Annotated in this window: 20 protein-coding genes; all 20 read left to right on the top strand. The window is 37.4% G+C overall.

The genetic code is table 11. The annotated features are described in order from the left end of the window. Entirely contained in the window at positions 1-549 is a 549-nt protein-coding gene (locus VCHSUH04_RS05865) for a hypothetical protein (RefSeq protein ID WP_105085741.1), read from the top strand. After that, positions 546-737, top strand: coding sequence for a hypothetical protein (locus VCHSUH04_RS05860; protein WP_105085740.1), 192 nt, complete (start codon positions 546-548; stop codon positions 735-737). Before VCHSUH04_RS05865 ends, VCHSUH04_RS05860 begins: the two co-directional genes overlap by 4 nt. Before the next feature lie 5 nt (positions 738-742). Next, entirely contained in the window at positions 743-1,402 is a 660-nt protein-coding gene (locus VCHSUH04_RS05855; protein ID WP_105085739.1) for a hypothetical protein, read from the top strand. 145 nt (positions 1,403-1,547) lie between these two features. Further along, positions 1,548-1,985 (top strand): hypothetical protein, encoded by a 438-nt coding sequence (locus VCHSUH04_RS05850; RefSeq protein ID WP_233188304.1) that lies wholly within the window; start codon positions 1,548-1,550, stop codon positions 1,983-1,985. 249 nt (positions 1,986-2,234) lie between these two features. After that, positions 2,235-2,405, top strand: a complete 171-nt coding sequence (locus VCHSUH04_RS05845) for a hypothetical protein (RefSeq protein ID WP_233188302.1) — start codon at positions 2,235-2,237, stop codon at positions 2,403-2,405. Positions 2,406-2,446: 41 nt separating this feature from the next. Next, positions 2,447-3,013, top strand: a complete 567-nt coding sequence (locus tag VCHSUH04_RS05840; RefSeq protein WP_105085738.1) for an A24 family peptidase — start codon at positions 2,447-2,449, stop codon at positions 3,011-3,013. Between the two features lie 113 nt (positions 3,014-3,126). Further along, on the top strand, positions 3,127-3,429 hold the full coding sequence (locus tag VCHSUH04_RS05835) for a hypothetical protein (protein WP_233188294.1): 303 nt from the start codon (positions 3,127-3,129) through the stop codon (positions 3,427-3,429). A gap of 7 nt (positions 3,430-3,436) precedes the next feature. Further along, the gene (locus VCHSUH04_RS05830; protein ID WP_105085736.1) at positions 3,437-3,793 is read left to right on the top strand and encodes a hypothetical protein; all 357 of its coding nucleotides are present in this window, start codon (positions 3,437-3,439) and stop codon (positions 3,791-3,793) included. Further along, entirely contained in the window at positions 3,790-4,365 is a 576-nt protein-coding gene (locus tag VCHSUH04_RS05825; protein ID WP_369819987.1) for a hypothetical protein, read from the top strand. The genes VCHSUH04_RS05830 and VCHSUH04_RS05825 overlap by 4 nt, the downstream gene beginning before the upstream one ends. After that, a complete protein-coding gene (locus VCHSUH04_RS05820; protein WP_105085735.1) occupies positions 4,346-4,753 on the top strand; it encodes a hypothetical protein in 408 nt (135 codons plus the stop codon). Before VCHSUH04_RS05825 ends, VCHSUH04_RS05820 begins: the two co-directional genes overlap by 20 nt. Positions 4,754-4,762: 9 nt before the next feature. Beyond that, complete coding sequence (locus tag VCHSUH04_RS05815) at positions 4,763-5,617, top strand: hypothetical protein (RefSeq protein WP_105085734.1); 855 nt, start codon at positions 4,763-4,765, stop codon at positions 5,615-5,617. Continuing rightward, the gene (locus tag VCHSUH04_RS05810) at positions 5,601-6,197 is read left to right on the top strand and encodes a fimbrial assembly protein (protein ID WP_199176433.1); all 597 of its coding nucleotides are present in this window, start codon (positions 5,601-5,603) and stop codon (positions 6,195-6,197) included. Before VCHSUH04_RS05815 ends, VCHSUH04_RS05810 begins: the two co-directional genes overlap by 17 nt. Next, the gene (locus tag VCHSUH04_RS10315) at positions 6,166-6,594 is read left to right on the top strand and encodes a hypothetical protein (RefSeq protein ID WP_233188292.1); all 429 of its coding nucleotides are present in this window, start codon (positions 6,166-6,168) and stop codon (positions 6,592-6,594) included. Before VCHSUH04_RS05810 ends, VCHSUH04_RS10315 begins: the two co-directional genes overlap by 32 nt. A 127-nt stretch (positions 6,595-6,721) precedes the next feature. Further along, positions 6,722-7,621, top strand: a complete 900-nt coding sequence (locus VCHSUH04_RS05800; protein ID WP_105085733.1) for a shikimate kinase — start codon at positions 6,722-6,724, stop codon at positions 7,619-7,621. Continuing rightward, a complete protein-coding gene (locus VCHSUH04_RS05795) occupies positions 7,593-8,507 on the top strand; it encodes an ATP-dependent 6-phosphofructokinase (RefSeq protein WP_233188321.1) in 915 nt (304 codons plus the stop codon). The genes VCHSUH04_RS05800 and VCHSUH04_RS05795 overlap by 29 nt, the downstream gene beginning before the upstream one ends. Positions 8,508-8,679: 172 nt before the next feature. Further along, entirely contained in the window at positions 8,680-9,762 is a 1,083-nt protein-coding gene (locus tag VCHSUH04_RS05790; RefSeq protein ID WP_105085731.1) for an efflux RND transporter periplasmic adaptor subunit, read from the top strand. A gap of 12 nt (positions 9,763-9,774) precedes the next feature. Continuing rightward, positions 9,775-10,497 (top strand): ABC transporter ATP-binding protein, encoded by a 723-nt coding sequence (locus VCHSUH04_RS05785; RefSeq protein WP_105085730.1) that lies wholly within the window; start codon positions 9,775-9,777, stop codon positions 10,495-10,497. Beyond that, a complete protein-coding gene (locus tag VCHSUH04_RS05780) occupies positions 10,490-11,701 on the top strand; it encodes an ABC transporter permease (protein ID WP_105085729.1) in 1,212 nt (403 codons plus the stop codon). The genes VCHSUH04_RS05785 and VCHSUH04_RS05780 overlap by 8 nt, the downstream gene beginning before the upstream one ends. A gap of 225 nt (positions 11,702-11,926) precedes the next feature. Next, positions 11,927-12,391: a PaaI family thioesterase gene (locus VCHSUH04_RS05775; RefSeq protein ID WP_105085728.1), complete on the top strand. Its 465-nt coding sequence runs from the start codon at positions 11,927-11,929 to the stop codon at positions 12,389-12,391. A gap of 36 nt (positions 12,392-12,427) precedes the next feature. Continuing rightward, positions 12,428-13,450, top strand: a complete 1,023-nt coding sequence (gene pheS, locus VCHSUH04_RS05770) for a phenylalanine--tRNA ligase subunit alpha (RefSeq protein WP_105085727.1) — start codon at positions 12,428-12,430, stop codon at positions 13,448-13,450. Positions 13,451-13,459: the final 9 nt, after the last annotated feature.

Below are 13,459 nucleotides of genomic sequence, written 5' to 3'. Positions count from 1 at the left end.
ATGATTGAAGTTTTTCTTCCACCACCTTTTGTGGTCGAGGTTTTTAATTTGAATGAAGCCGTTAGGATATCATTGGCTATATTCACAAGTGTTGTGTTGGTTTTTGTTGATACATTCTTGCGTGTCTTGGTTGAGGCACGCAATTTTAATTTGGCAACGAATAGAGAAATAACAATCAAGAATACTATTCTAGCAATCATTTGGAGAGGTTGGGCGCCAGTTGAGATAAATGGCAAGATACATAGATTTCTAGTAAGTGGAAAGCTAAGGGCAGATATGACTAAGAAGTTGGTTAAATCATATCCGTGGTTATTCCTGTTATCGTTCATTCTCTTAACGTTGCCAGATGTTGACATTCCGATGTTAGGTAGAATTGATGTATTTCTATCCACCTTGTTATATCTAGTACCTATCATGGTTGAGTTAGCAAGTATTGTAGAAAACATGATTGAACTAGAATTTGTGGAAAGCATATGGTTCAAACGTGCGATGAATTTGGTTAAAGAATTGATAGCGTTAGTTAAATCAATAAAGGATGCGATTAAATGAAAATTCATTATGAGGACGCTATAACCTTAGTGGCACTAGCGACTGCACTAATCATGACTATTTATCTTGAACAAAAAGACTTGGCGAGTGTAATAGTTGGTGTGCTTGGTGGTTATATCGGTGCTGCTAGTGGTTCTAAACGCTCCCAACATACAAATGGGGGCAGCAATGACAATGAAAAGGAGTGATTAGAATGGCTGAATTAGGACAGTTGAGTGCTGAATACGAAAGTAATGGAGATCCAGCGTGTGTATCTAGTGGCATCAATGATGCTGGCGGTATCTCTTATGGTACGTATCAACTAGCAAGTAATTGTGGTAGCGTTGATGCGTTTCTTGGTTGGGGTTTAAAGCAAGATGGCTTTTATAAGGACTACGCAAGAGCCTTGATTGATAGCGGTGAAATCAATTCTGATGGTTTTATTACAAAGTGGCAAGAATTAGGTACACTTGATGCGGTAGGTTTTGAACAGATGCAACATGACTATATTAAAAGTGCTTACTATGATGTAGCGTGTGAATACCTAAGACAAAATATGTTTAATGTAGATAAACATTCTAATGCATTAAAAGATGTAGTGTGGAGCAGAGCGGTACAATATGGTACTGGTGAAATCGTTAATATGTTCAACGATGCATTAAAACTAATGGAAAAGGCATTAGACATTGAATTACCAAACCTATCCTACATTGATGATAAGCGGTTTGATTATGACCTAATCGCTGGCATCTATGATACGTGCATGAGCCTTGAATGGAATAGTAGTGTGTTACGTGAAAGTCTAAATAATCGATTTGCTGATGAAAAGTTTAAGGCTTTAAAAATGCTAATGGAAGAGGTAGAGGGGGCATAGATGAATGTTTTATTTATCTAAGGTACTAACTTATATAAAAACACATAAACGCACCGCACAGGTGCTAATTCCTATGTTGGTATTTATGTTAGTGTGTATAGGATGCTATCATCTGTATAAACAGAAACAGATTGAAAAGCCTGTTGTGATAACTCAACAACAAGCCAAATCTCCAAAGGAACTATCAAAGGCAATTCATGTAACGGAACAACAAGCACAAGAAGTTATTTCCGTTAAGGAAAGAACTCAACCTGTAGCGACTTATTACACGCAAGCACCTACAGTTGAAAAAGCTGCAGAAAAGGTTAAACAGGATATTGCACATAGCAACCCTAACTTACCTAAAGCAGCAATAGAAAAATCTGACAGGACAGCCGTAGTTGCTAACACAGAAGAACAGAAAGTCGATGTATATAAGATAAATCTAAACAAAGGACACAAGATAAAAGCTGGTGTTACTTTGATAGATAAAAAAGCCTATGAAACCATAGGCTATCAAGCAGGTAAAGTTGAAGTGCTAACACATTTCAACGGTCAACATTTAGAGGGCGGTAGTGTACTTTACACAGTAAAGGAATGGTGATCTAATCTATCTCCGAGTTGCACGGCTTGCAACAATCAACTGTTAGTTGACAGTTGAAAATAGAACTATATAAACAAATTGAGGGTAGCGTAATTGCTACCCTCTTTTTTATTGCCGTCAAAAATTCGTCAAAAACTGATTTTGAAATATGGTGTTTTCTGTTATTGGTTTAACTAAACCACGATATAAAACTTTGATTATTACAACGTATTTTGAAATTTGAAATAAATTAATAAGATATAACCTTTTATGATCGACAAGAATGTAGATACACCACCAACTGTAGAAAATCTATATAAAGAAGGTTATCTTACAGAACATGTTAAGACTGCAAAGGATAAGGAATATACCATTACTTATGAAGTGGTTAATGGCGGTACTGCAAAAGCAGTTGTAGTTAAAGCACCTGATGCACCTTAACGTAACTTATATCTATAGTTGATTGTATGGAAGGACAAGGTATGAAAGGGACTCATTATGTTATAGCACTGATCGTGTATATAGCATCCATAGTACTACCTATTATAGTTTCATCCCAGGTAATATCATTTATTCACGTTGCTTTGTATGCTGTGTTTTCACTCATCATCATAGCAGGTGCTACCATCGATATGCATTACTATATATTACCTGATGAAGGGGCCTTAGTGCTTGTTATAGGTGGCATTTTGTATAGCTTTCTAAATGATAAGTCTATGCTTATAACAATCATAAGTGTTATGACTGTAGGTACTATTACATATGGACTTCGTCTTATTAGTCATAAAGGTTTTGGACTAGGCGATGTGAAATGGTTTTCTGCTATTTCCGTGTGGCTTACGCCTTGGGAGATTATATGCTTTTTTTACGTAGCCTTTTGTGTTGGTTCTCTCTATCTCTTACTAACGAGCTATCGTAATCGATATATTCCATTTGGTCCCTTTCTATGCTTTGGTGCTTGGTGTGCCTTACATGGCGGATCCTACATGGAGGTGTTATATCAATGGTTAAGGCACAACCTATACATCATCAGTTTGGCTCTTTGTTAGCCGAGTGGATTATTGCTATTAGTTTATTTTTACTTTTGATTTCTCTGTCTTTGCCTATTGTTACGACGCCCAGTCGTTATACCTTAAATGGAAGTACTCAAGAAGTGGTATATATGTTAAAAAAGGTTCAACTTTGGTCCATGCTTGGTCATAAGTCGAATGGGAAAGGGCGCATGTTATTCATATTAAATAAAGATAGCTATAGCTTAGAGGAGGATGCGCATCATCATACAGTCGATATATCGTTACCTACAGGGATTGAAAACGTACAACCTTTAACGGTTATCTCTTTTTCTTCTCTAGGATTGCCTTATGATGGAACGGAACTTATTTTACGGGATCGAGAAAGTGGTGAGAGAAATCGTATATGGATATCTGTGCAGACGGGACGTATTCGTTGGGAAGAAGTACACTAAGGGATTTATGTATGGAGATGCCTTAGTATCAACAGCCATTATTATGTTTATATTGCCTGTTATATTATCTGTATTTTGGATGGCTACCTTGACAATCTATAAGGCTTATTATTGGGATTATATAGTACAAGACACTGTAACATATTTAGAGGAAAGTAAGTCCCAGTATTACAAAACAGGTCACATTCAAGAAGGGAGTTATAATTCTCAATTTATTATGAGCCCTAGGGAATCTATTTCTTATAAAACACACATAGAACCAACCGTAGAGAATGGCATTGCCCTACAACGATTAACTGTACAGGCCATAGATAATGAAACTATTGTGTATAGCTTATCTCTTTTTTTGGAGGAAATACGTTGAGTACTCATGATAAACAAAGTGGTTTTATTTTGTATTCCACACTTATGAGTATAACTATTTCTACTATCGTTCTAACCTTATTATTAGGGATAGTTTTTTACGGAGTTATGTGGAATGCAAAATTAATAGATAGTGTTGCGATGATGGAGGATGGCAGGTATACAAGGCGTATGGTTGTAGCTCAAATTATATGGAATCCTGTACAGGTAACTGTAGAGGATAGAAATAAGACTTTATGTGTTCACGATACTAAACGGACTACACTAACTGTACAACGCCATGCACTGTATAGAAAACTTACGGATGGTAGCTTGCAGCCGGTTAGTGGTAGCCGCATTATAGGTACAAAAGACAAGCGAAATGTTGGGTATACACAAGAGCATCCATTTAGTATAGATGAAAGTGAAACTATCCACATGCGTTGGTATATTACTAATCGATTTACTGGTGATAAGCAATATACTGCTGGATATGGAGGATTAGCTATATATGAAGTTGCTATAGGTCAAAGTAGTATATATGATTGGTATAAATATCATGAGGAACCGAGTCATGAACATGGGAGCCCATAATGCTGGATTTATTACATATGTAGCGATACTTACAATGTCTTTTTTATTATTGTTAGCCTTTATGGGGCTGCGTATTGGTCAAATTTGTGAAGGTAATGCCATAGATGAATTGCATTTGGAAGAGGCACACTATGCAGCTCAAAGTGGAGCACATTGGTTTGTAGGCTATTGTAGAGCGGGAAATACATGGGACTTTCAGCAAAAGCTAATAGTAGCTGATGATGCGGACGTGGAAATAACGATTGAAGCTGACCCAGTATCAGAAAGCCCTCGTCATGTTATGAGTTATGGGAAATTGAAGCGTCACAAAATTGTCAGTCGAATACATATGTATGTGACGGTAGATAAGGATAATAATATGCATGTTATAAAGGTGAAACCATATTGAGGTGAATCTATGAAACGAAAAAAGAAAATACATACTGGAGTATGTATTACAGATGAACGTATTGTATGTGTTACAGCTCATGTAGAAAATAAAACTATGGTCATTACCGATGCACTAGAAATGAAACGCAGTGCACCTATTGATGAGGATATTCGAAAATTTATTGAAATGTATGATTTAGATGATGGTGCCTACAGCATTGTTGCAAATATTGATACACAAATGCATGTGGCACCTTATGATCCTCACGACTTTGATATGAAAGAGTTCATCAAGTGGAATGTAGAGGATTACTTTAGCTTTGATGGAGATAGCTTCCAAATGGATGCGTGTCGTCGAGAATATCCAAGACATAATTATCATATGTTTATGGTAGCTGTAGAGCGTCATTCATTAGAACTGTTAAAACAAGGAATACGAGACACTTATGCTCCAGTAGATGTAATCGATTTTTGGCCTATCCCTATTTGTTACAGTTTGATGCGGCGTAGTGGGACTGTAACTGGCGTTGTTGAAAAGGGTGATTTACACTTATGGCTATGGTGGAACGATATATGTATTCAAGAATGTAGAATTCCAATTACTAGTACCGATGTATCAGAAGGGATAGAACAGCTTGAGGCTAGATTGCAGGAGTTTGGCGTAGATGAAATACAAGGCATTAAGCTGTATGGTTTAGAACAGTTAACTGAAGAGGAACGAAAGGATATGGAAGCTATTATTTCTATATATGGAGAGACGGAGTATATTCCTCTACTATTTTTAGGTCGTGGTCGTAATCGGTGTAAACAAGGCCAACTAGATTGGGATGTGGCCATTGGTATGGCAGCAAGGGGGCTTAAATGGATTGGCTTGGGCTGGTAAGGATAGACACATTAATCTAATGCCTCGTTCGTTACATTGGCATAGTATATGGCACAGATATCGATATTATCTATATGGAATGAGTATTGTATACGGAATAGTAGGATTATTATCTTTAGGTTATTGCTGGACTAGTTACGAACATTATAAAGCTGAAAAATCAGAACTATTGAGTCTATTAGAAAATCCACAGTATCAGTCTATAGAGAAACAGTATGCAGATATAATAGCTATTAAAGATCAAATTCTTAAGAATAGTTCAAAAAATAATACATCATCTGTGATTCAAAATACTATAGTCCTATATGTCATTGATATAGCTATGGAGCAAGGTATTAGTTTGCAGCACCTCCATATAAAAGATGGACAGATTAGTGTGGATGGTGCAGGTGTTACTGATGACGCGTGTCGTAAGTTTATAGCTAGTCTTCAACACAGACTAATAGGAATGGAGTGTCATGGAACAGTTAAAGCAGATAAAGGTATATATACATTCCATGTGGAAGGATCTAAAGGAGAGCACAACACATCCAGTAGAGAAGATACTAATGATCGTAATAGTGTGGAGCATCATCATTAGTAGTTCACTATATGGATTTATTAGTTTAAATCAGAAAGTTACTCAATTGAAAGAGCGACAAGAAAACTATGTTATTAAACTGCATGCTGAATCAGATTATATCGTATCTAAGGAAGCCAAATTGTTAGAGTCATTTACGCAAAATAAGGTATCTAACACGAGTTCTAATACAAGTGTTTTTGATTCTTTGCAAGGAGAACCATTAATGATTGTTAGTACTGATGAGCATGAAGGTGTATTAGAGTTAACTTTATTAGGGAGTACAGAACGCCTTATAAACTGGATAAATACTGTTGATGAGAAAGAACCTTCACGCCGTATAGAAATAGAGGACATAGAACGGAAAGGAAATGTAGTATATGTACATTGTGCAGTGAAACCAATTATGAGGTCTTAACATATAAATTATTTTTAGTAATACTAATAGAGACAGATTATAGAGAGTTAGTCTATAGTCTGTCTTTGTTTTTGTAGCATTTTATAGTACAATGAAGGATATGAAATAATAAGGGGCACATGAATAGATGATAATAAAACGCAATATTATGCTCATCGGTTCTATGGGAAGTGGCAAAAGTCATTTCGGTCGTAATCTTGCAGAACGCAAGGGATGGCAATTTGTAGATACTGATCGCGTATTAGAAGGTCGTTTTGGGTTGCCTATTGCTGAAATATTCAAGAAAATTGGAGAAAAAGCATTCCGTCGTGCTGAAATGGATGTACTTAAAAAGGTATGCTTATACCATGAAGCGGTTATATCTGTAGGTGGTAATTTTCCTATTGAACATCGCACGTTAAAAGTATTAAAAAAATACTCATATATTATTGGTATTCGCGCTGCACAATTTCGTATTGTGAGCCGTGTAAATCGCCGAATTGGGAAGCGGCCAACTATGGATTACAATAATGTACATGCTTTTGTACACGCTATGATACAATCCTGGAAACCAGTATATAAGCAGTGTGATTTTGTACTAGATACAACAAATGGTCGGACCTATGATTTTATGCAACGTATTGAAGATGAATTAGTTGCTTCAGGGGTGCAATTTAAAGCAAGACGTCAACCCAATGATATGGACAATGGAGATGATAAAGAATCATCTCAAGAACTAAAACTAAATAATTCTGTTACTAGAAATACAAATGATGGAAGAATACCTAAGAAAATAGAAGCTCATAAACGAACTTCTCATACATTAGGTTCTAATAAGGTAGTATCTAATAAGGTAGTATCTACTACATCTTGCTGTGATAAACATCGTAACAAGAAGACATCTAATCAGACAGGTAAAGGACGTAAGTCAGAAGCTATATCCAAACAACATACACCACAAAGGGGGAATGGATATGAGAAGAGTCGCAATACTAACAAGCGGCGGAGACGCACCTGGCATGAACGCCGCCATCAGAGCGCTAACTAGAAAAGCAATCCATGAAGGTTTTGAAGTGTTCGGCGTTGAGCGTGGCTATTTAGGCATAATGGAAGAGCAATTTATTCCATTATCAAACCGCTCTGTAGGAGGCATTATTACTCAAGGTGGAACGATGCTAAAAACAGCTCGATTTCCAGAATTCCAAAATGAAGAGGTTCAGAAAAAGGCCTATAATATTTTAAAGGCTCATGGTATAGATCATCTCATCGTTATCGGTGGTGATGGTTCCATGCGTGGCGCTACAAGTTTGGCAAAACTTGGTATGTCCACCATGACTATTCCTTGTACCATTGATAATGATATGGGTGGTACTCAATATACAATAGGCTTTGATACGGCGCTCAATACTGTAGTTGATGCGGTTGGTCGTATTCGTGATACGTCTAACTCTCATGAGCGTGTAGCCATTGTAGAGGTAATGGGGCGTAAAGCTGGTCATATTGCACTTAAAGCTGGCCTAGCCTGTGGTGCAGAAATCGTATTAGTTCCTGAAAATCCTATGCCTTTACATGAGGTATGTCGCCATTTAAAGGAGACACAGATTCGTGGTAAAGAATATAGTGTGATACTCGTTGCAGAAGGTGCTTATAATAGTGGGGAAGTTAAATCCTATATTAAGGATCATACGGAATTTGATCCGAGCTTAACCGTATTGGGGTATTTACAACGCGGTGGCGGTCCATCTGCGTTTGATGCTATTTTAGCGGCTCGTATGAGTGAAGCTTGTATCAATCTTTTGATGAGTAGTGTGGATAATCGATTAGTAGGCTATATAGATGGACATATTCGTCCTATATCCTATCAAGAGGCTGAACGTCTAGAATTCCCAATTAATGAAAAGGACTATACACTACTATCTATATTGAGTAGTTAAGACGATTTAAAAGTGACCCGAAAGGGTCATTTTCTTTTTATCATGATTTATTCATTAATGAAATTATATTGCATAAAAGTAATTGGTACTGTATAATTTAAAAATACTAATAGTATCATCATAAATGGATACTTTATTGGCAATATCTTCATCTTTTTATAAGGAGATTATAATGAAAGAATTCTTACAAAAGCATCGTAAACGCATTATTGCTGGTGCTGTTGTTCTTTGTGTTCTTGGTGGTGGTACATACTACTACATGCATAGTGAAGGTTCTAAGCAAACACAAAACTTATATACTACTGGCAAGGTAGAAAAGGGTGATGTAAAAACGAGCATTAGTGCTACGGGTACTATTAACCCTGTTAATTATGTAGACGTTTCTACGAATGTGGCTGGTAAACTTGAAAAAGTTTTAGTTAAAGAGAATGATCAAGTTACAGCTGGTCAAGTGATTGCCTATATTGATACACGTCAATTACAAGCCTCTGCAGATGATGCTCGCGCTGCATTAGCTAAGGCAGAACTTGATATGAACCGTTATAAAGCATTAGCCGATCAAAATGCCATTGCTCAACAAACCTATGATGATTCTGTAACAGCTTATGAACGCGCAAAATCTACGTATGACCGCGCAGCAGCAGATTTAAATGATGCTACTATTACGGCGCCAATGTCTGGTACTGTTATTGGTACACCATTGAAAGCTGGTCAAACTATCAGTACTGGTATTTCTACACAAATGATTATCGCTACGATTGCAGATTTAAGTGATTTAGAAATTTACCTAACTGTAGATGAAACAGATATTGGTAGTATCAAACAAGGAGCTAAAGTAGAATTTACAGTAGACTCTAAGCCAGGTGAAACTTTCACAGGTTACGTGTCTGAAATTGCAAAAGGTACAAAAGGCAATATGGGCGCTACAAGCAATAGCGTTGTGTACTATACCGTAAAAGTTCAAATTCCTGAAAATATTTCAAACAATTTCTTACCATCTATGACGGCTCGTGCAACTATCTTTGGTGAAGATATTAAAAATACATTGGTAGTACCTCTTACTGCAGTACGTACAGATAAGCAAGGGGAATATGTATATGTTATTAAAGATGGTCAACCAGTACGTACAGCTGTTTCTACAGGTGTAACTGGTGATACTAATGTACAAATTCTAAAAGGTTTATCTGAAGGTGATGAAATCATCGTAAGTGGTGATGTAACAGCACCTAAGAATAATAGCCGTGGACCATTCTAATAGTAGGTGAATATGAATCAAGCAGTAATCGATATACAAGGGATTACGAAGACCTATGTAAATGGTAAATTATCGGTGCCTGTTCTGCATGGTATCGATTTACAGGTCAATAAAGGCGAATTTGTGTCTATTATGGGTCCATCTGGTTCTGGTAAGTCTACCTTTATGAACATACTTGGTTGTTTAGATAGACCAACAACAGGTTCGTATCGTCTTAATGGTGATGAGGTTGCTACCTTATCAGACGATGAATTGGCATTTGTACGAAACAAACAAATAGGCTTTGTATTCCAAAGTTTTAACTTATTAACAAAATTGACAGCCTTAGAGAATGTGGCGCTCCCTATGATTTATGCAGGGATGGATAAAAAGTCACGTAATGAACGTGCTGCTGCATTGTTATCCTCTGTTGGCCTTGGGGATCGTATGGATCACTTGCCATCTGAGTTATCTGGTGGTCAGCGTCAACGTGTAGCCATAGCTCGCGCGTTAGCGAATAATCCGGCTATCATCATGGCCGATGAACCGACAGGTAACCTTGACTCCAAGTCGACTATTGATGTTATGAATATATTTAGAGGTCTTTACGATGAAGGGCGTACAATCATCCTCGTTACTCATGAACCTGAAATTGCAACCTATGCAAGTCGTAATGTAGTATTACGTGATGGTTTGATTGTTGAGGATTCCCAAAATCTCAATATGACGCCTGTACAGGAGGTGCCACTTGTATAAAGAGAGTTTCTTAATGGCATGGGCATCCCTCATTGCTAATAAAATGCGTTCCATTTTAACCATGTTAGGCATCATCATCGGTGTAGCTGCCGTAATTGCCTTAGTATCTATTGGTAATGGTGTAAAGCAAGATATTCAAAACTCCATCTCTAGCTTAGGATCTAATTTATTAATGGTTATGCCTGGGGCACCACGCACACCAGGGGTTCGACCTTCTGCAGGCTCTATGAAGTCCTTAAAGGTTTCTGATTACGAAGCTATTTCAAAATTAGATGGTGTGAAAGCTGCCAGTCCAATGACAAATGGCTCTTATGTGGTTATTTATCAAAATAAAAACTGGACTACCTCAGTATCTGGTGTTAATGCTAATTATTTAGATGTTAATAACTGGTCTATGAAATCTGGGCGCTTCTTATCTGAAAAGAATGTACAGAATCGCGAACGTGTGGCAGTAGTAGGTAAAACAGTCGTTAAAAATCTATTTGGTGATGAAGATCCAGTAGGTGCAGAAATTCGTGTTAAAAATATTCCGTTCCGTATCATTGGTGTTCTTAATAGTAAGGGCAGTGGTGCAATGGGTAATGACCAAGATGATATGGTAATTATTCCGTATACTACAGCCATGGAACGGGTAGAAGGTGTTGATTATCTCCGTATGATTTACGTAGTAGGTAAGGATGAAAACGGTATTGATCGTTTGCAATCTGATATTGAAAACCTATTGCGCGTACGTCATGGTATTAAGGATACAAACCTCGATGATTTCAATATTCAGAACATGAACTCCATCATGGAAACTATGGAGGAAACTACAGGAACATTAACATTATTCCTTGGCGCTGTAGCTGCTATCTCGCTCGTTGTTGGTGGTATTGGCATTATGAATATCATGCTCGTGTCGGTAACAGAACGGACTCGGGAAATCGGTGTTCGTAAGGCTTTAGGGGCGACCTATAATGTCATTGTTACACAGTTCCTTATCGAGGCTGTTGTTATCAGTCTGATGGGGGGCATCATAGGTATTGCACTCGGTATAGGGGCCTCTAAGTTAATTGGTATGGCTTCAGGCATGAGTACAGTTATATCTATACCAACTATTGTAATGTCTTTTGCCTTCTCTATGGCAATTGGTTTGATCTTTGGTATTTATCCAGCTCGCAAGGCGGCAAAACTTAATCCAATTGATGCATTACATTATGAATAGTCTTGAATTGTAAGTGTGTATTTTTAAGAACATACTAATAAATAGATAGAGTTATTCGCATATGGTGCGTTGCATGATACAATATGTATGATGTAACGCACCATTTTTATATGCTTGTATGTAATTTATGCTATATACTTATGAAAATTTCATGCAAGCAATTTGTAATAAACGGGGTATGTAGATTACCTAATCTACAGGTAAGTATATTGAATGGAGAACCTTATGGCTACAACATTGTTAGAATATTTCAACGAATTACGAAATCAGAATCCATTTTCTTGGGTAAAAGATTCTGAAATTACAGCAGTTGAACCAGGTCATGCAGAAATGACCTTACAAACAAATGATACAGAGTATTGTAATTTCCGAGGGGATTTACATGGTGCCGTTTGTATTGGTTTAGCAGATAGTGTAATGGGGACCGCTTGTTTCACATTGGGCAAATCTGTTAGCACTATTGATCTTAATGGTAACTATGTGAAAGCTGTTAAGGGTGGTACTGTATTGCGCGGTGTAGCCAATGTAGAACATAATGGTAAAACAACTATTGTTGCTACAGCACGTATCTATAATGAGTTAGGTGAACTTGTTCACTTGGCACGTGGTACATTTTTTGTACTAGAAGAGAAGCCATTACCTGAATTACCATGGCGTTTTATTGAAGAAGACAACCCTGATTTGGTATAATATAGTTTAGACTTTTAAATATAGGAGGATGCTTTAATGGAACAAGAATTACAACGTCTTAAGGCAGAAGCCCTTGAGGCTATCAAAGGCGCTGCTATCAAACAAGCGTTGCAAGATATACGTGTTAAATATCTAGGTAAAAAAGGTGAGGTAACGGCTTTATTAAAAGGTCTTGGCAAATTATCTCCAGAAGAACGTCCTAAGGCTGGTGCTCTCGTTAATGCTGTTCGTGAAGCATTAGAGGCTGAAATTGAGGCTGTAAAAACTCGCATGGAAACGGCAGAGTTAAATGATCGTTTAGAGCAAGAACGCATCGATATTACATTGCCAGGTCGTGCACAAAAATCTGGTCATATCCATCCATTAACTAAGGTTAATGAAATGATTGAGGACTTCTTCATGAAAATGGGGTATACCGTTGAAGAGGGTCCAGAAATTGAACAGGATTACTTTAACTTCGAATGCTTAAACTTGCCTAAAGATCATCCTGCACGTGATATGCAAGATTCCTTCTATATTACAGAAAACTTCTTATTACGTACGCATACATCTCCAGTACAAGCTCGTACAATGCAACGTCATGAGCCTAACAGCCCAATCCGTATGATTGCGCCGGGTAAGGTTTATCGTTGGGATTATGATGCAACACATTCCCCAGTATTCCATCAAGTGGAAGGTCTCATCATTGATGAGCATATTACATTTGCTGATTTGAAAGGCACATTAGAGTCCTTCTTGCGTCACATGTATGGGGATGAAACAAAAGTACGTTTCCGTACAAGCTTCTTTCCATTCACAGAGCCATCTGCAGAAGTAGATATTTCCTGTGTAATGTGTGGTGGTGAAGGTTGCCGTGTATGTTCTCATACAGGTTGGCTTGAAATCTTAGGATGCGGTATGGTTCATCCTGATGTATTGCGTATTAATGGGTATGATCCTGAAAAGGTTAAAGGCTTTGCCTTTGGCATGGGCGTAGAACGTATTGCTATGCTTTTATATGGCATTAATGATTTACGTCTATTCTTTGAAGATGATGTACGATTCTTGGAACAATTTTAGGAGGAACTC

This window comes from Veillonella sp. T14073-2, from assembly GCF_002959875.1.
In the GTDB taxonomy this organism is placed as follows: domain Bacteria; phylum Bacillota; class Negativicutes; order Veillonellales; family Veillonellaceae; genus Veillonella; species Veillonella infantium.
The sequence above is the reverse complement of the archived record's forward strand: the minus strand, read 5'-3'. Positions and strand labels throughout refer to the sequence as shown.